Consider the following 17,145-nt stretch of genomic DNA (forward strand, 5'->3'; position numbering starts at 1 on the left):
CTATACGTTGAAGAGGGCAAGGAGAGCGGTGATCTCCTTGCCCTTACTCATGGGCGTCACGTCCGGGACGGCTGCAGGTACCGCGCCAGCAGGTCGTCCAGCGTCACCATCCCCGTGAGCGTGCCCGCCGCGTCCCGTACGACCGCCAGGGAAGCCCGGTTGCGGCGCAGGAGGTCGATCGCGTCGGCGACCGTGGTGTCCTCCGTCAGCTCCGGGACCGGGCGGGCCAGGGTGCGGGCGGTGCCGGAGCGGCCCTGGGCTCGGGCGACCAGGGCGTCGCGGGCGTGGAGCGAGCCGAGCACGAGGTCGCCCTCGCGGACCAGCATGCGGGTGCGGTCGTGCTCGGCGGCCGTGCGCAGGACGGCGTCCAGGTCGGCGGTGCCGGGCACCGAGGTGATCTCCGCGGCCGGGATACGGAGTTCGCCGACCGGGGTCTCGGGCTCGGTGAGCGAACGGGTGAGCAGCTTGGAGTCGGCCTCGCTGATCAGTCCGAGGCGCTCCGACTCCTCGACGAGATGGGTGAGTTGCTCACGGTTGTGCACCGCGGCCAGCTCGTCGCGCGGGGTGACCCGGCACAGCCGTACCAGCGCGTTGCTCATCCTGTTCAGCACCGAGATCAGCGGCCGGACCACCTTGACGACAGCCCAGAAGGGCGGCGCGAGCAGCATGGCGGAGCGCTCGGGGTGGGCGATGGCCCAGGACTTGGGGGCCATCTCGCCGAGCACCATGTGCAGGAACACCACGACGATCATGGCGAACACGAAGGCCACGCCGTAGCTGAGTCCGCTGGGCAGGCCCAGGTCGTGCAGCAGCGGGTCGAGTTCGTGGGAGATCGCGGGCTTGGAGACCGAGCCGAGGCCCAGCGTGCAGACGGTGATGCCGAGTTGGGCGCCGGCCAGCATCAGCGACAGTTCGCGCATCCCGGCCAGGGCCGCCTTCGCCCCGCGCCGCCCCTCGGCCGCGGCCTTCTCCATGCGGTGCCGCTTGGCGGCGACCAGGGCGAATTCGGCGGCCACGAAGAAGCCGCTGCCGATCAGCAGCAGGACGGTGACGAAGAGCGCCATCGGGAAACTCATGTCCGCTCCTGCGCCGGCTCGGAAAGCCTCTCGACGCGGACCCGCTCCGGTACGTGGCGGTCCAGCGTCCGTACGTCGATCAGCGCGCGGCCGGTGCCGATCAGCTCGACCGTGACCCGGTCCCCGATGGCCGGGAAGCGGCCGAGGCGGTCCACGACCAGCCCGGCGACGGTGTCGTAGTCCTCCTCCCCGGGCAGTTCGACGCCGGTGGCGTCGGCGATCTCGTCGAGACGCCGGCCCGCGTCGACCAGCCAGCCGTCCCCGTCGGGCACCGCGACCTCGGTGACGGTGTCGCTCTCGTCGGCGATGTCGCCGACGAGCTCTTCGGCGATGTCCTCGTAGGTGACGATGCCGGCGACTCCGCCGTGCTCGTCCAGGACGACCGCGAACTCGTCGTCCCGTTCCCGCATCTGCTCGACCGCCTGCGGCAGCGGGAGGGTGTCGGGCAGCAGGAGCGGGGTGCGGGCGAGGACGCGCGCGGTGGTCCGGGTCAGCTCCTGGGCCGGCAGGCGCGTCAGCTCCCGTACGCCCAGGACCCCGGGGACGTCGTCCGGGTGGTCGCCGAGGACGGGGTAGGTGGAGTGGCCGTGTCGGGCGATCAGGTCGATCGCCTCGGCGGCGGTGGCGTCTCCCCGTACGAAGACGGCGTCGACGCGCGGCACCATCACCTCGTCGAGGGTGCGCTCGGAGAACTCCAGGGCGTGGTCGAGGAGTTCGGCGGTGTCCCGGGGCAGTTCGCCCTGTTCGTGGGACTCGCCGATGAGATGGCCGAGCTCCTCCAGGGTGGCGCCGTGGTGGAGTTCCTCGACGGGTTCGATGCCGGCCCTGCGGAGCAGGCGGTTGGCCGCCCCGTCGAAGACGTGCACCAGCGGGCCGACGACCTTGAGGTAGCCGAGCGTGGAGGGGGCGAGGGCCTTCGCGAGCCGCTCGGGGACGGCGATCGCGAGGTTCTTCGGGGCGAGTTCGCCGAGGACCATCTGGACGACGGTGGCCAGGACGAAGGCCAGCACGACGGAGATCCCGCCGACGGCCCCCTCGGAGATGCCGAGGCCGGTCAGGGCGGGGCGGAGCAGCGCGGAGACGGACGGTTCGGCGATGAAGCCGACGACCAGGCCGGTGACGGTGATGCCCAGCTGGGCGCCGGAGAGCATGAAGGACAGCCGCTCCAGGACCGTCAGCGCGCGGGCGGCCCTCCGGTCCCCGGCCTCCGCCTCACGGGAGAGGGCGAGCCGGTCCGCGGAGACGTACGCGAACTCCTGGGCGACGAAGTAGCCGGTGCCGGCGGTCAGCAGGAACACGGCCAGCAGGCCGAGGACGGCGCTCGTGGTACTCAACGGCGCGGCGATCGCGTCGGGCGGGAGTCCGTCGGGGTGGCGGACACGGGCTTGCTCCTCTTGTAGGGATGTGCGCTGTGTGAACGACCGCGGCGAGCCCGGCGTTCCCCGGATCCGCCGGCCGGGCGGCGCGTCCGCCCGAGGAGCAGGGCCGACGCAAGCAGCGCGGTCTCGGTCACCGGGTCACCTCCGCCCGTTCGCCCGTGGAGGGCGTGGGGGGGGCGTGGGGGACGTGGCGCGGCCGGTACTGGGAGGCTCACCCATCGCGGAACTGTGGCTCCTTCTTGGCGGGGCAGGTCGCACCAATAGTAAAGGACAGGCAAAGCAACCTGTAGGGACACCCGGCCCGGGAGTGCGGGTACGCTGCCGGTCCGGCGGGCGTCTCGTCCGATGTCGGTGTCACTGTGACGGAGGCCTTCCCCATGTTCGGACTGAGCGAGCTCGCGATCATCCTGCTGGTCGTCATCGCGGTCATCGCCGTCAAGAAGGGCCCGGAACTGGCCCGTACGGCGGGCAGGTCGGCGCGCATCCTCAAGGCGGAGGCCCGCGCGGCGCAGGAGGGCGGTTCGGAACCCCAGGTCATCCAGGGAGAGGTCCTGCGGCCCGGGACCGGCGGGGGCACCGGGCCGGGGTCCGACAACCACTGAGACCCGCGGCATCCGCACCCGTCCACGGGTTCCTCTGCCCGCCGGCCCCGCGATGATCCATGATGAGCGGGCCATGCACCTGCCGGTCACGTCCACTCGCGCGCCGCTGCCCGTTCTGCGGGCCGCGGTGTTCGCCGTCGTCGGCACCGTGCTCGGGATCGGTGCCCATCATCTGCTCGCCGAGGGACCGGTGCCCTGGAGGCAGGGTGCCGCCGCGACGGCCGTGCTCTTCGCGGTGGGTCTCGTCGGTGTGCAGCGGCCCAGAAGCCTGGCGACGGTTGTCGCGTGCAGTGTCGCGGGACAGTCAGGGCTGCATCTGTGGCTGACGCTCACCGCGGCCGCGCGGCACCCCGGCGGCCATGTCCACGACGCCCACTCGGCGTGGCACGAGCGGCTCCATGACTCCCTGGCCATGACGGCGGCCCACTCGCTGGCCGCCGCGCTCGTCGCCGTCCTGCTGCACCGCGCGGACGCGGCCTGCTGGACGGTGGCCCGCGGGGTGACGGCGGCGCTCGACGCGGTACGGGACCGACTGGCCGCCGCCCGGCGGCTGTTCACCCGGCCCACGTCACCCGCGCCGACGGCCGCGGTGACGGTCGTGCCGACATGCGACGAACGGCCGCTCAGGGCACGGCCGTTGCTGGCACACGCGGTGGTACGGCGGGGTCCTCCGGCGACGAGCGCAGCTCTCGTCCACTGACCCCACGGGGACACCGTTCCGGCCCGCGCCGGACGGCCGCCCCGCCGTACCTTCCTTCCTGCCTGGAGACCTCGATGTCCCGTATCCCCCTGTCCCGTCTGTCCGTTGCCGCCGCCGGAGCCGCAACGGCCGTACTCCTGACCGCTGTTCCGGCCGCCGCGCACACCGAGGTCGAGGCCGACAAGGCGCAGGCGCTCGCCGAGAACGTCACCGTCTCCTTCGACGCCGAGGCCGAGTCCGACACCTCCGGGATCAAGGAGATCCGGGTGGTCCTGCCCGAGGGCATCACCCCGGCCGACGTGACCTACGGCAAGGGCCCCGAGGGTTGGAAGTTCAGCGCGACCGACGACGGCTACAGCGTCAAGGGCGCCGAACTGAAGACCGGCGAGAGCGCCGAGTACTCCGTCGTCGTACGGCAGTTGCCCGACGCGAAGGAGGTGCCCTTCAAGACCCTGCAGACCTACGGCGACGGGCACGTCGACCGCTGGATCGAGCTGGACGAGAACGGCGAGAACCCGGCGCCCACCCTGAAGCTGAAGGCGGCGGCACCGGGCGCCAAGCTGGTCAGCCCGTCCCCGAGTGTCTCCGCGAGCCCGGCCCCGACAGCCGTGGAAACCACGCCAGCGGCCTCCCCGCAGGCCACCGACACGGAGCAGGACGACGAGGGCGGGCTGTCCGCGGGCGCCTGGACCGGGATCGGCGCGGGCATCCTCGTCGCGGTGGCCGCGGTGGTCCTCGCGGTACGGCGGCGGGGCGGCACCGAGCAGTAGGGGCCACCCGGTCCGGGGGTTTTCCCCCGGACCCCGGATGAATCCCCCGGCTCCGGGTAGGCCAGCCACACGGCGTACCCGGAGATGGAGTGCCATGACCTGCGCGACCTCCCCCGCACGGCACGGGACCTGGGCGGTGGCCCTGACTGTCGCCGCCCTCGTCCTCACCGGAGCCTGCGACAACGGCGACGGCGGTGACGACGGCGCCTCCCGCACGGGCAGCCCTTCCGTCACCGGTTCTCCCGGTCCGACCACGGCGGCGGGCTCCCCCTCCCGCTCCGTCTCCCCGGCACCGACCGCGACCGCGCCCTCGGACCCGGAACAGGCGGAGCGGGACATCCGGGAGGCGTGGACGGTCCTCTTCGACCCGAAGTCCTCCCTGGACCAGCGCAGTGACGTCGTCGAGGACGGCGACGAGAACGCCCTGATGATCGACAACCTCTTCCGCGACCCGAGCGGCAGCAAGCTGCGCGCCGAGGTGACCTCCGTGTCGTACACCTCGGACGTGTTGGCCGAAGTGGCCTACGACCTCACGCGCGAGGGCCGCCGGCTGGACACCGGGGGCACGGGGGCGGCCGTACTCCAGGACGGCGGCTGGAAGGTCGCCCTGCGTACGGTCTGCTCGCTGACGCGGCACGCCGAGGACGCGCCCGAGGCGCCGAGCTGTGCGCTGCAGTCCTCCAGCCCTGCCGCCGGACCTGCCTCCAGTCCTGCCTTCAGCCCTGCCGGAACAGGTCGTTGAGCTCCGTCTGGGAGAGCTGGTCGGCGGCGTACGAGAAGGTGCCCAGGTCGGCCAACTCCCGTGCGGCGTCGAGCAGATGGCGGTACATGGCCCGGGCGATGCTGCCGCCTACCGTGACCCGTCGGACGCCGAGTTCGCGCAGGTCGTCCAGGGAGAGCGCGTTCCCGGTCAGGCCCATGACCACGTTGAGGGGGCCGTCGAGCTCGCGGACCAGTGTGCCGATGGTCTCGGCGTCTGCGGCGCCGGGGACGAACGCGCAGTCGGCTCCGGCCTCCAGATAGGCGTTGGCCCGCCGGACGGCCTCGTCGAGGGTGCCGCCGACCAGGAGCACGTCGGTGCGGCCGACCAGGACGAAGGGCTCGCCCTCGGCCGCCAGGGTCTCGCGGGCGGCACGGACGCGGTCGGCGGAGAGCTTCGGGTCGTGGAGCGGACGGGTGCGGTCGCCGGTGAAGTCCTCGATGTTGCCGCCCGCGGCTCCGGCGGCGAGGGTCCTCGCGACGGTGGTGGCGACGGTCTCGGGCGACTCGCCGTAACCGTCCTCCAGGTCCGCGCTCAGCGGTACGGCGATCCCGTGCGCGATCTCGCGGACCCGGCCCAGCATGGTCTCGCGGTCGACGCGGTCCTCGGGCGGCTGTTCGGCGAAGAAGTCGTGGTCGGGCCGGCCGAGGGAGAACGCGACGCCCGCACTCGTGGTCGCCACGGCCGGGAACCCGGCCGCCTCCAGGATCCGGGCACTGCCCAGGTCCCACGCGTTGGGGAGCAGGAAGCAGCCCTCCCGGTGCAGTTCGGCGAAGCGCTGTGCCCTGGCTCGGCTCTCGGTGTCCACACGGTCCTTCCCGGCCCGCCGCCCCTCGACGGACTCCCGGACAACGTACGCCGGAGGCGCTCTGAACGGAGGGCGGTGCCGGGCCGTACGTAGGTCGGACGACGTCGACGCACAGCCGTGCCACAGCCCTCTCTAGAATGAGCCCGATGACCAGCTCCGAGCAGCCCACCGCGCGTCCGCCCCTGTGGCGGGCGCTGCTCCTGCTCGGGCTGCTCGTCGGAGTCCTGGGCATGCACGCCCTGGCCCCCGGCGGCGGTATGGCCGGGCACGAGGGCAGGTCCGCGCACCGGACGACGGCCGTCGCCGTCGTCGACACGGTCTGTCACGACGGCTGCGGGTCGGGCCATCTCCACCACGCGGACGCGACCTGTGCGTCGGGGGCCGTGAGCGGTGGGCCCGCGTTGCCCGCACTCGTTCCCGACCCGTCGACAAGCGCCCTGGGCACGGTCGATCTGTGCGCTCAGACGGTCACGGCACAGGAAGGCGCCCGCGCGCCGCCCTCTCTCTCGGAACTCCAGCTCCTGCGGATCTAGACACGGCGTGCTCCGTCACGTCCAGATCCCTTTCACACCACTGGAGTTCCAGCATGCGCAGCACCCGTACCCTCATCCGCCGTGCGTGTCTCGCGGCGGTCGCCGCGAGCGCCGCCCTCACCCTCACGGCGTGTGGGAGCGACAGCGACAGCAGCGGCTCGGCCGCCTCGTCGCCCTCGGTGTCCGCCGAGACCTCGGCCGACGCCCACAACGCGCAGGACGTCTCCTTCGCCCAGGGCATGATCCCGCACCACCGGCAGGCCGTGGAGATGGCCCGACTGGCCGCCGACCGGGCCTCGTCCGCCGAGGTCAAGGCTCTCGCCGCCCGGATCGAGAAGGCACAAGGTCCGGAGATCGAGACCATGACCGGCTGGCTGAAGACCTGGGGCGAGAAGGTCCCCGAGGACATGGCCGGGGACATGCCCGGCATGGACCACTCAGCGGACTCCGGCATGGCCGGGATGATGGACGGCGCCGACATGGAGAAGCTGGAGAAGGCGTCCGGCAAGGACTTCGACTCCATGTTCCTGACCATGATGGTCGAGCACCACGAGGGCGCCGTCGAGATGGCCGGGAAGGAGCAGGCCAAGGGGGAGTACCGGGCCGCCAAGGCCATGTCCGGTGACATCGTCACCACGCAGACCGCCGAGATCGGTGAGATGCAGAAGCTCCTCGGCCAGAACTCCGGGGGCTGACCGGACGGTTCGCAGAGTCCTTCTCCGGGCACCCGGAGAAGGACTCGCCGGATCCACGAGGAGCGACAGTGGCGACAGAGCGACTCCCCGATCACGAACAGCGCATTCTGGACGAGGTGGAACGCGCCCTGCGCCGCGACCGCCGCCTGGACCGTCGGATGCGCACAGGGCGGCTGCGCCGCCGGCCGGACCTGTCCCGGGTGACGCACTACCGGCCGCACGTCCTGACCGTGGGTCTGCTGCTCTCGGTGTCGATCACGCTCATGGTGACGGGCATCGTCACCTCGCGGCCCGCGGTGATCTGGGCCTTCGCGGCCGTCTGGCCCCTGGCCCTGTTCGCGGCGTTCCGCCTGCTGTGCCGCTGGACGGAACCCTGACCCTCACGCCTCGCCGTTCTCGTGGGCGGACTCGAACGCGGACTCGATCGGCCGCTCGTCGACCAGGACCCGCCCCTGCGGCGGCCCGGTGAGCAGCGCGCGGACGGCGGTCCGGACGTCCGGCGCCACATGATCGGCCCGTGCCGTCTCCTCCGGCCCGGTCCGCTCGTCCGGTACGAGGATCCCGTGGGCGCCCACCCGGGCCGCGGCCTCGGCGTCCGCGGCGGTGCCGACGACCGCGCAGTCGGCCGGCGCGGTGCACACCCGGCCCGCCGCCCAGAGGATCAGGCCCGGTTCGGGCGGACGGCAGTGACAGCCGTCGTCGGGGCCGTGCGGGCACACTCCCCAGATGTCGAAGGGGCCGAGGAGTTCGTCGACGCGGCGGTTGACGGCCCGTACGTCGGCGTCGCTGAGCCGGTCGTGCCCGGCGCCCGGTCGCAGCGCCACGAACCCGGTGCGGACGTCGTGCAGTCGCAGCAGGTCGAGCGCCTCGCGGGCACCGGGCGCCGGGCACACCCGTCCGGGGTCGAGCGGGTCTTCGGCGAGGATGCTGTCACGGTCGAACAGCACCGTACGCACGCGCGTCATACGGCCACCTCCCGGCTCTCGCGTCCACTTCTTCCTCTGGGCTTCCTCTCCGCGAGTATCCGCGTGGGACGGGTCCATGCGGCCGGGCGCGATCATCGGGTCGGGTGCACCCGGGCACCAAGTCTGTGAGACCCGTACGAAATCCGCGCTGAGCAGGACCGACTCCCTAAGATCAGCTCGTGGTCACCTTCCTGCTCGAACGTACGGCCCCGCTCTCCCAGGACGAGGCCTGGCGCCGCCTCACTCAGTGGCCCCGCCACGGCGAGGGCGTCCCGCTGACGCGCGTCACCGTCGTGCCGCCGGGGCCGACGGCCGAGGGCACACTCGTCGTCGCCCGTTCGGGGATCGGCCCGCTCGGCTTCGACGACCCCATGGAGGTCATGGTCTGGCGCCCGCCCGCGGAGGGCGTCTCCGGCCTGTGCCGGCTGGAGAAGCGCGGGCGGGTGGTGAAGGGCTGGGCCGAACTGGAGGTGCACCCGGGTCCTGGAGGCCGGGCGCGCGTGATCTGGCGTGAGGAGCTGCGGGTCCCCCTGCTCCCCGAACCCTTGCTGGGCGTGGCGGCCAGGTCGGTCTTCGGACGTGCGCTGAACCGGCTGCTGCGGGGTGCCTGAAGATCATGCAACAGTGGGCGCCATGACGGCAGTTGACGGTGCGACCGTGCGAGTGGACGAAATCGAGGAAGTCGCGGTGGACGGGCTGCGGTGGCTGGTGTCCACCGCGCGGGAGACCGCGGACGGCGGACTCGCCTGGCCGACCGCCCCCTCGAAGGAGGAGACCGACCCCAGCCTCTACAGCGGCACGGCCGGGATCGTCTCCGTGCTCCTGGAGGCCTGGCGGCACTTCGCCGACGACTCCTACGCCGACCTCGCCCTCCGCGCGGGCCGCGGTCTGGCCGTCGCCGTCGACGGCCACGAGGACGACTCGCTGTACTTCGGCCGGTCCGGCATGGCCCTGGTGCTGTACACCCTGGGCGACGAACTCGGCGACACCGCTTCCGGTTCCGCGGCCGACCGTGCGATGGCTGTCGTCCGGTCGCGCTTCGACGGAAAGCGCTGGGGCGAGCTGTTCGAGCTGATGGGCGGCAACGGCGGGATCGGCCTGGCCGCCCTGGCGATGGGCGACCCCGAGTTCGCCGTCCTCGCGGTGGAGCCCTATCTGCGGACGGCGGAGCAGACCCCGTGGGGCGTCACCTGGCCGCACCGCCCGGGCCCGGAGGCCCGCTTCCACCACATGTCGCACGGCACGCTGGGCATCTCCTACGCGCTCGCCCGGATCGGCCACGCGACGGGCCGCGCCGACCTGGTCGACCTGGCGCTGGCGGGGGTCGCGGACGTCGTGGCCCGCGACGAGGGCGGCCCGGACGGCTTCCTGGTCCCGCACTCCACCCCCCAGTTCCTCCCGGACCTGATCGAGCCCATCAACTACGGCTGGTGCCACGGCCCCACCGGCGACGCCCAGATCTTCCGGCTGCTGCGCGACACCCACGCCGACCCTGCCTGGGCCGCGCTCGCCGACCGCTGCTGGCACACGGCCACCCGCTCCGGCCTCCCCGAGCGCCTGCGGCCGGGGTTCTGGGACAACAACGGCCGTTGCTGCGGCACGGCGGGTGTCCTCGCCCTGGCCTGCGACCGGATCGCCGAAGGAGCCGAAGGGCAGGAGGCGTACGACTTCGCGCGGCTCCTCGTCGCCGACCTCGCCGCCCGCGCGGTCCGGGACACCGACGGCGCCCGCTGGTCCAACGTCGAGCACCGGGCCACCCCGAGCGACCTCGAACCCCGCACCGACTGGGCGCAGGGCAGTGCCGGCATCGTGCGTGAACTGCTGCGGTTCGTCCGGCTGAGCCGGGGCGGCGATCCGCGGTACGCGTTCCCTTGGCCGGACCAGCCCGAGGTGTCCGCTCAGGCCACCGACCCGATTCGCCGAGCCGGTTCCGACGCCGCGTCGTGATGGATCGGCGTGTGCGCGCCGGTGAGGGAGACCCCGCTGCCGCCCCGCCGGCTCGCGACGATCTCCGCGGCGATGGACAGGGCCGTCTCCTCGGGTGTCCGAGCGCCGAGGTCGAGGCCGATGGGTGACCGCAGCCGCGCCAACTCCAGTTCCGTCACGCCGACTTCGCGCAGGCGTTCGTTGCGGTCGAGGTGGGTGCGGCGGGAGCCCATGGCGCCGACGTAGGCGACCGGGAGCCTGAGGGCCAGTCGCAGCAGGGGTACGTCGAACTTGGCGTCGTGGGTGAGGACGCACAGGACCGTCCGGGCGTCGACCTCCGTGCGCTCCAGGTACCTGTGGGGCCACTCGACGACTATCTCGTCGGCCTCCGGGAAGCGCGCCTTCGTCGCGAAGACGGGGCGTGCGTCGCACACGGTGACCTGGTAACCGAGGAACTTCCCGACCCGCACGAGCGCCGACGCGAAGTCGATCGCGCCGAACACGATCATCCGGGGCGGTGGCACGGAGGACTCGACGAGCACGGTGAGCGGGGCGCCGCAGCGCGAGCCCTGTTCGCCGATCTCCAGGGTGCCGGTGCGGCCCGCGTCGAGGAAGGCGCCGGCCTCGGCGGCGATCGTACGGTCCAGCTCCGGATGGGCGCCGAAACCGCCGAAACCTCCCTGCCCGGACGAGTCCTCGGATCCTACGACGAGCGCACGGCCGAGGAGTTCCCGCGGGCCGGAGACGATCCGCGCCAACGCCGCCGACCGGCCCTTCGCCGCGGCTTCGAGCGCTGCCGCGACGACCGTACGGACGGGGTCGCCCGCCCGGACCGGGGTGACGAGGATGTCGATGACGCCGCCGCAGGTCAGGCCCACGGCGAAGGCGTCCTCGTCGCTGTAGCCGAAGCGTTCGAGGACCGACTCCCCGTCCTCCAGCGCCTGTTGGCACAGGTCGTAGACCGCGCCCTCCACACAGCCGCCGGAGACCGAGCCGATCGCCGTGCCGTCGGCGTCCACCGCGAGGGCGGCGCCGGGCCGGCGGGGCGCGCTGCCGCCGACGGCCACGACGGTGGCCACGGCGAAGTCGCGTCCCTGCTCGACCCACCGGTGCAGCTCGTCGGCGATGTCCAGCATGTCTCGGTCTCCTTCAAGCGGTTGCGTACAACAGGCGGTTGCGTACGGGTGCCTTCGAGCGGCTAGTGCACGCCCATCCAGCTCTCGATCGGGTTGAGGGCGTAGTACACCAGGAAGATCACCGTCAGCCCCCACATGAAGGCGCCGATCTCCCGCGCCTTGCTCTGCGCGACCTTGATCGCGACGTACGAGATGACGCCGGCGGCGACGCCCGCGGTGATCGAGTAGGTGAACGGCATGACCACGACGGTCAGGAAGACCGGGATCGCGGTGGCGCGGTCGGCCCAGTCGACGTGGCGGGCGTTCATCATCATCATGGCGCCGATCACCACGAGGGCGGCGGCCGCGACCTCGCCGGGCACCATCGCCGTGAGCGGGGTGAAGAACAGACAGGCCGCGAAGAACAGTCCGGTGACGACGGAGGACAGCCCGGTACGGGCGCCCTCGCCCACTCCCGTCGCCGACTCGACGAACACGGTCTGGCCGGAGGCACCGGCCACACCCCCGATCGCGCCGCCCGCGCCGTCGATGAACAGGGCCTTGGACAGGCCCGGCATCCGGCCCTGCGCGTCGGCCAGTTTCGCCTCGGTGCCGACGCCGATGATGGTGGCCATCGCGTCGAAGAACCCGGCGAGCACCAGCGTGAACACGATCATGCCGACCGTCATCGCGCCGACCTCGCCCCAGCCGCCGAACTCGACCTTCCCGAAGATCGAGAAGTCGGGCATGGAGACCGCGCCACCGTGCAGTTCGGGGGCGCCGCTCGCCCACTGCTTCGGGTCGACGGCACCGGTGGCGTTGAGAATCACGGCGAGTACGGTCCCGCCGAGGATGCCGATCAGGATGGCGCCGGGCACACCTCGCGCCTGGAGCATGAAGATCGCGAGGAGGGTGAGGGCGAACAACAGGACGGGCCAGCCCGCGAGTTCGCCGGTGGGGCCGAGCGTCACCGGGGTCGCTTTGCCCTGGTGGACGAAGCCGGCCTTGTAGAAGCCGATGAGGGCGACGAACAGGCCGATGCCCATGGTGATCGCGTGCTTGAGGGCCAGCGGGATCGCGTTCATGATCAGCTCGCGCAGGCCCGTGACGACCAGCAGCATGATGACCACGCCGTACATCACGCACATGCCCATGGCCTGTGGCCAGCTCATCACGGGGACGACCTGCGAGGACAGCACGCCGGAGACGGAGAGGCCGGCGGCGAGGGCGAGGGGCACCTTGCCGAAGAAGCCCATCAGCAGCGTGGTGAGGGCCGCCGCGAACGCGGTCGCGGTGATGAGTGCCTTCTGGCCGAGCGTGTCCCCCGCCGCGTCCTTGCCGGACAGGATCAGGGGGTTGAGCAGGAGGATGTACGCCATCGCCATGAAGGTGGTGACGCCGCCGCGCAGTTCACGCGCGACCGTGGATCCTCGCCGGGATATGTGGAAGTACCGGTCGAGCCAGGACCTGCCGGCCGGGACGCGGGTGCCTTCTCCCGCGTCGTCGGCCGTGGTCCTGGGTTCCAGGGACTGCTGGGTCATGGTGCCGTCTCCCAAGGTTCACAGGGACACCCGTGCAACCGCCTTGTCGGGCACGGGATTTGGGATGTGCACGACCCGGGGGACGGCCCAGGACGGACAGTTGGGGCCCGGGGGACGAGGTCCCCCGGGGAAACTCACCGGTGCATCACGTGCCGGTCAGGTGCTCCGGCCGTACCGGTGTCCTGTTGAGCTCCAGCCCGGTCGCGTTGCGGATCGCCGCGAGCACGGCCGGGGTCGAGGACAGGGTGGGTGCCTCGCCGATGCCGCGCAGCCCGTACGGCGCGTGGTCGTCAGCGAGTTCGAGCACGTCGACGGGGATGGTCGGCGTGTCGAGGATCGTGGGGATCAGGTAGTCGGTGAAGGAGGGGTTCCTGACCTTCGCCGTCTTCGGGTCGACGATGATCTCCTCCATCACCGCGACGCCCAGGCCCTGGGTCGTACCGCCCTGGATCTGGCCGATGACGGACAGCGGGTTCAGCGCCTTGCCGACGTCCTGGGCACAGGCCAGCTCGATCACCTTGACCAGTCCGAGTTCGGTGTCGACCTCGACGACCGCGCGGTGGGCGGCGAAGGAGTACTGGACGTGTCCGAAGCCCTGCCCGGTGCGCAGGTCGAAGGCCTCGGTGGGCCGGTGCCGCCACTCCGCCTCGACCTCGACGCTCTCACCTTCGAGCACGTCGACGAGGTCAGCGAGGACCTCACCGCCGTCGGTGACGACCTTGCCGCCCTCCAGGAGCAGTTCGGCGGTGGCCCAGGCCGGGTGGTACGAACCGAACTTGCGGCGCCCGAGCTCCAGGACCTTCTCCCGGACGAGCTCGCAGGAGTTCTTGACGGCGCCGCCGGTGACGTACGTCTGGCGCGACGCGGAGGTCGAACCGGCGCTGCCCACCTGCGTGTCCGCGGGCTGGATGGTCACCTGTGCGACACCGAGCTCGGTGCGGGCGATCTGCGCGTGGACGGTGACTCCGCCCTGGCCGACCTCCGCCATGGCGGTGTGCACGGTGGCGACGGGTTCGCCGCCGACGACACCCATGCGGACCTTCGCCGTGGAGTAGTCGTCGAAGCCCTCGGAGAAGCCGACGTTCTTGATGCCGACCGCGTAGCCGATACCGCGGACGACCCCTTCGCCGTGGGTGGTGTTGGACAGGCCGCCCGGCAGCTGCCGTACGTCGGCCTGCTCGCCGGCCGCGAGCCACTGCTGCTCCGGAGGAAGCGGCATCGCCTTGACGCGGCGCAGGAGTTCGGCGACGGGAGCCGGGGAGTCGACGGGCTGGCCGGTCGGCATGAGCGTGCCCTGCTCCATGGCGTTGAGCTGCCGGAACTCCACCCGGTCCATGCCCACCGCGTCGGCCAGCTTGTCCATCTGCGCCTCGTAGGCGAAGCACGCCTGGACGGCGCCGAAGCCGCGCATCGCGCCGCAGGGCGGGTTGTTGGTGTAGAGGGCGATGGCCTCGATGTCGACGTCGTCGACGACGTACGGACCGATGCCGAGCGAGGAGGCGTTGCCGACGACGGCCGGCGAGGCGGAGGCGTACGCACCGCCGTCGAGGACGATCCGGCACTTGACGTGGGTCAACTTGCCCTCGCGCGTGGCCCCGTGCTCGTAGTACAGCTTGGCCGGGTGGCGGTGGACGTGCCCGAAGAAGGACTCGAACCGGTTGAAGACGATCTTCACGGGCTTGCCGGTGCGCAGCGCCAGCAGACAGGCGTGGATCTGCATCGACAGGTCCTCGCGGCCGCCGAAGGCCCCGCCGACGCCGGACAGCGTCATACGGACCTTGCGCTCGGGCAGACCGAGGACGGGCGCGATCTGCCGCAGGTCGGAGTGGAGCCACTGGGTGGCGACGTAGAGGTGGACGCCACCGTCCTCGTCCGGTACGGCGAGACCCGACTCGGGGCCGAGGAAGGCCTGGTCCTGCATGCCGAAGGTGTACTCGCCCTTGACGACGAAGTCGGCCTTCTTCGCGGCCTCTTGCACATCACCGCGGATGATCGGCTGCCGGTGCACGATGTTGGGGTGCGGGACGTGCCCGATGTGGTGGTCGTCGCGGTTCTCGTGGACGAGGATCGCGTCGGGGGCGGTCGCGGAGGCCTCGTCGGTGATGACGGGCAGCTCGCGGTACTCGACCTTGATCTTCGCGGCGGCACGGCGGGCCGTCTCGGGGTGGTCGGCGGCGACGATCGCGACCGGCTCACCGTGGTGGCGGACCTTGCCGTGGGCGAGGACCGGGGTGTCCTGGATCTCCAGACCGTAGTTCCTCACCTCGGTCGGCAGGTCGTCGTACGTCATGACGGCGTACACGCCCGGCAGGGCCAGGGCCTCGCTCGTGTCGATGGACACGATCTCGGCGTGCGCGACGGTCGAGCGCAGGATCTGCCCCCAGAGCATGTCCTCGTGCCACATGTCGGACGAGTACGCGAACTCGCCGGTGACCTTGAGAGTGCCATCGGGGCGGAGTGTGGACTCGCCGATGCCGCCCTTGGTCTTCGAACCCTGGGTGATCTTGGTGGGAGTGCCGTTGGGACTGGACACGTCAGACCGCCTCTCCCTGCCGGGCGGCCGCGAGGCGGACCGCGTCCATGATCTTCTCGTAGCCGGTGCAGCGGCAGAGGTTGCCCGAGAGCGCCTCGCGGATGTCCGCGTCGCTCGGGTTCGGGTTGCGCTCCAGCATCTCGTCGGCGGCGACCAGCAGCCCCGGCGTGCAGAAGCCGCACTGGACGGCACCGGCGTCGATGAACGCCTGCTGGACGGGCGAGAGTTCGGTGCCCTCGCCGGTGTGGGAGTCCTGCCCCGCCGGCGTCCGGTGCCCGCACGAACGCTGCTTGGCGTAGTCCGCGAGCCCCTCGACGGTCACGACCTCGCGCCCTTCGACCTGCCCGGCGGCCACCAGACACGAACACACGGGAATCCCGTCGAGCCGGACCGTGCAGGACCCGCACTCCCCCTGCTCGCAGGCGTTCTTGGAACCGGGAAGCCCGAGCCGCTCGCGCAGCACGTACAGCAGGGACTCGCCCTCCCAGACGTCGTCGGCTTCCTGCGGACGTCCGTTGACAGTGAAGTTGACGCGCATTACGCAGCTCCCTCCGTGGTGGCGGCGGTGCCGCGGTACGACTCCCAGGTCCAGGTCAGCGTGCGGCGGGCCATGATGCCGACCGCGTGGCGGCGGTAGCTCGCCGTGCCCCGGACGTCGTCGATCGGGCTGCAGGAGGCGGCGCACAGGTCCGCGAACTGCTTGGCGACCGAAGGGGTGATGATCTTGCCGTTGTCCCAGAACCCGCCGTCCTCGAGAGCAGCGTTCAAAAACTCCTCGGCGGCCTTGGCCCGAACGGGTGTGGGAGCGGCCGAACCGATCCCCGTCCGCACGGTCCGTGTCCCGGGATGCAGGGCGAGCCCGAACGCGCACACGGCGATGACCATGGCGTTCCTCGTCCCCACCTTGCTGAACTGCTGGGGCCCGTCGGCCTTCTTGATGTGCACGGCGCGAATGAGCTCGTCGGCGGCCAGCGCGTTGCGCTTCACGCCGGTGTAGAAGTCGTCGATCGGGATGAGCCGGGACCCCCGGACCGACTCGACCTCGACCTCGGCGCCCGCCGCGAGGAGGGCAGGGTGGGCGTCACCGGCCGGGGAGGCGGTGCCGAGGTTGCCGCCGACACCGCCGCGGTTGCGGATCTGCGGGGAGGCCACGGTGTGCGAGGCGAGGGCCAGGCCCGGGAGCTCGCCGCGCAGGTGCTCCATGATGCGGGTGTACGGCACGGAGGCACCGAGCCGCACGGTGTCCTCGCCGACCTCCCACTCGGTGAGGTCGCAGATGCGGTTCAGGTCGAGCAGGTACTCGGGCCGCCGATGGTCGAAGTTGATCTCGACCATCACGTCGGTGCCGCCCGCGATGGGCACAGCGGTGGGGTGCTCGGCCTTTGCGGCGAGCGCCTCCTCCCAGCTGGCGGGGCGAAGGAAGTCCATGACCGGCTCTCTTCTTCGTCTCGTGATCGTACGGATCGAGCCAGATCGTGTGCGGCGGGCCCGGCTCGTTCATGTGCTGTTTACGCGGAATGGAGCCAGTACACAGCCGTGTACTCCGACGGGGTCAGTCACGGAAACCATGAAGGAGTTGGCTGGTCGCGGCCCTCATCTTGTAGATTCGTATGAACGGAGGTCCTCAGTAACCTCCAGGTTTTCCTGCGGAAACGTGCGACACAGCCCACGTGACCTGGGACACAGCCCCGGAGACGGTGAGAAGCCGCTCCCCCCTCCACCGGCCCCTTCCCTCCATCGTA

The 17,145-nt window shown here is 71.6% G+C and carries 18 protein-coding genes; 9 read left to right on the forward strand and 9 right to left on the reverse strand.

Translation table 11 applies throughout. The annotated features are described in order from the left end of the window. Positions 1-56: 56 nt before the first annotated feature. A complete protein-coding gene (locus ACGFWE_RS08470) occupies positions 57-1,076 on the reverse strand; it encodes a hemolysin family protein (protein ID WP_352381662.1) in 1,020 nt (339 codons plus the stop codon). Beyond that, positions 1,073-2,410, reverse strand: coding sequence for a hemolysin family protein (locus ACGFWE_RS08475; RefSeq protein ID WP_352381663.1), 1,338 nt, complete (start codon positions 2,408-2,410; stop codon positions 1,073-1,075). The genes ACGFWE_RS08470 and ACGFWE_RS08475 overlap by 4 nt, the downstream gene beginning before the upstream one ends. A 422-nt stretch (positions 2,411-2,832) precedes the next feature. On the opposite strand from ACGFWE_RS08475, the gene ACGFWE_RS08480 reads away from it, so the two are divergent. The 4 genes from ACGFWE_RS08480 to ACGFWE_RS08495 all read left to right on the forward strand — a co-directional run bounded on the left by ACGFWE_RS08480 (position 2,833) and on the right by ACGFWE_RS08495 (position 5,269). Next, positions 2,833-3,057 (forward strand): twin-arginine translocase TatA/TatE family subunit, encoded by a 225-nt coding sequence (locus ACGFWE_RS08480; RefSeq protein WP_352381665.1) that lies wholly within the window; start codon positions 2,833-2,835, stop codon positions 3,055-3,057. A 73-nt stretch (positions 3,058-3,130) separates the two neighbouring features. Further along, positions 3,131-3,757 (forward strand): hypothetical protein, encoded by a 627-nt coding sequence (locus tag ACGFWE_RS08485; RefSeq protein ID WP_393598739.1) that lies wholly within the window; start codon positions 3,131-3,133, stop codon positions 3,755-3,757. A 74-nt stretch (positions 3,758-3,831) separates the two neighbouring features. Further along, a complete protein-coding gene (locus ACGFWE_RS08490) occupies positions 3,832-4,527 on the forward strand; it encodes a DUF1775 domain-containing protein (RefSeq protein ID WP_393598741.1) in 696 nt (231 codons plus the stop codon). A 94-nt stretch (positions 4,528-4,621) separates the two neighbouring features. Beyond that, complete coding sequence (locus ACGFWE_RS08495) at positions 4,622-5,269, forward strand: hypothetical protein (protein ID WP_393598743.1); 648 nt, start codon at positions 4,622-4,624, stop codon at positions 5,267-5,269. On the opposite strand, the gene ACGFWE_RS08500 is transcribed toward ACGFWE_RS08495, so the two are convergent. Beyond that, positions 5,244-6,095, reverse strand: coding sequence for an isocitrate lyase/phosphoenolpyruvate mutase family protein (locus ACGFWE_RS08500; protein WP_393598745.1), 852 nt, complete (start codon positions 6,093-6,095; stop codon positions 5,244-5,246). The genes ACGFWE_RS08495 and ACGFWE_RS08500 overlap by 26 nt on opposite strands. A 146-nt stretch (positions 6,096-6,241) precedes the next feature. Between ACGFWE_RS08500 and ACGFWE_RS08505 the strand changes: the two genes are divergently transcribed. The 3 genes from ACGFWE_RS08505 to ACGFWE_RS08515 all read left to right on the forward strand — a co-directional run bounded on the left by ACGFWE_RS08505 (position 6,242) and on the right by ACGFWE_RS08515 (position 7,700). Next, entirely contained in the window at positions 6,242-6,628 is a 387-nt protein-coding gene (locus ACGFWE_RS08505; protein ID WP_393598747.1) for a DUF6153 family protein, read from the forward strand. Positions 6,629-6,681: 53 nt separating this feature from the next. After that, positions 6,682-7,323, forward strand: a complete 642-nt coding sequence (locus ACGFWE_RS08510; RefSeq protein WP_393598749.1) for a DUF305 domain-containing protein — start codon at positions 6,682-6,684, stop codon at positions 7,321-7,323. A gap of 68 nt (positions 7,324-7,391) precedes the next feature. Next, a complete protein-coding gene (locus ACGFWE_RS08515; protein WP_352381678.1) occupies positions 7,392-7,700 on the forward strand; it encodes a DUF3040 domain-containing protein in 309 nt (102 codons plus the stop codon). Between the two features lie 3 nt (positions 7,701-7,703). Here the strand turns inward: ACGFWE_RS08515 and ACGFWE_RS08520 are convergent, their stop codons facing one another. Further along, positions 7,704-8,288, reverse strand: coding sequence for an HAD-IIIA family hydrolase (locus ACGFWE_RS08520; protein ID WP_393598751.1), 585 nt, complete (start codon positions 8,286-8,288; stop codon positions 7,704-7,706). Between the two features lie 179 nt (positions 8,289-8,467). Between ACGFWE_RS08520 and ACGFWE_RS08525 the strand changes: the two genes are divergently transcribed. Together ACGFWE_RS08525 and ACGFWE_RS08530 are read left to right on the forward strand one after the other, a co-directional pair. Next, positions 8,468-8,899 (forward strand): SRPBCC family protein, encoded by a 432-nt coding sequence (locus tag ACGFWE_RS08525; protein WP_352381682.1) that lies wholly within the window; start codon positions 8,468-8,470, stop codon positions 8,897-8,899. A 22-nt stretch (positions 8,900-8,921) separates the two neighbouring features. Continuing rightward, positions 8,922-10,235 carry a lanthionine synthetase LanC family protein gene (locus ACGFWE_RS08530; RefSeq protein ID WP_393598753.1) on the forward strand — a complete coding sequence of 438 codons (1,314 nt, stop codon included), beginning with the start codon at positions 8,922-8,924 and terminating at the stop codon, positions 10,233-10,235. On the opposite strand, the gene ACGFWE_RS08535 is transcribed toward ACGFWE_RS08530, so the two are convergent. The 5 genes from ACGFWE_RS08535 to ACGFWE_RS08555 all read right to left on the reverse strand — a co-directional run bounded on the left by ACGFWE_RS08535 (position 10,187) and on the right by ACGFWE_RS08555 (position 16,831). Further along, complete coding sequence (locus ACGFWE_RS08535) at positions 10,187-11,350, reverse strand: XdhC family protein (RefSeq protein WP_393598755.1); 1,164 nt, start codon at positions 11,348-11,350, stop codon at positions 10,187-10,189. The genes ACGFWE_RS08530 and ACGFWE_RS08535 overlap by 49 nt on opposite strands. Positions 11,351-11,412: 62 nt before the next feature. After that, positions 11,413-12,870, reverse strand: coding sequence for an NCS2 family permease (locus tag ACGFWE_RS08540; protein WP_393598757.1), 1,458 nt, complete (start codon positions 12,868-12,870; stop codon positions 11,413-11,415). Between the two features lie 145 nt (positions 12,871-13,015). Continuing rightward, a complete protein-coding gene (locus tag ACGFWE_RS08545; RefSeq protein WP_393598759.1) occupies positions 13,016-15,403 on the reverse strand; it encodes a xanthine dehydrogenase family protein molybdopterin-binding subunit in 2,388 nt (795 codons plus the stop codon). A gap of 1 nt (position 15,404) precedes the next feature. Next, a complete protein-coding gene (locus tag ACGFWE_RS08550) occupies positions 15,405-15,941 on the reverse strand; it encodes a (2Fe-2S)-binding protein (protein WP_393598761.1) in 537 nt (178 codons plus the stop codon). Continuing rightward, entirely contained in the window at positions 15,941-16,831 is an 891-nt protein-coding gene (locus ACGFWE_RS08555; RefSeq protein ID WP_352381693.1) for an FAD binding domain-containing protein, read from the reverse strand. Before ACGFWE_RS08555 ends, ACGFWE_RS08550 begins: the two co-directional genes overlap by 1 nt. Between the last annotated feature and the right edge of the window lie 314 nt (positions 16,832-17,145).

The organism is Streptomyces sp. NPDC048523 (genome assembly GCF_043199815.1).
Classification (GTDB): domain Bacteria; phylum Actinomycetota; class Actinomycetes; order Streptomycetales; family Streptomycetaceae; genus Streptomyces.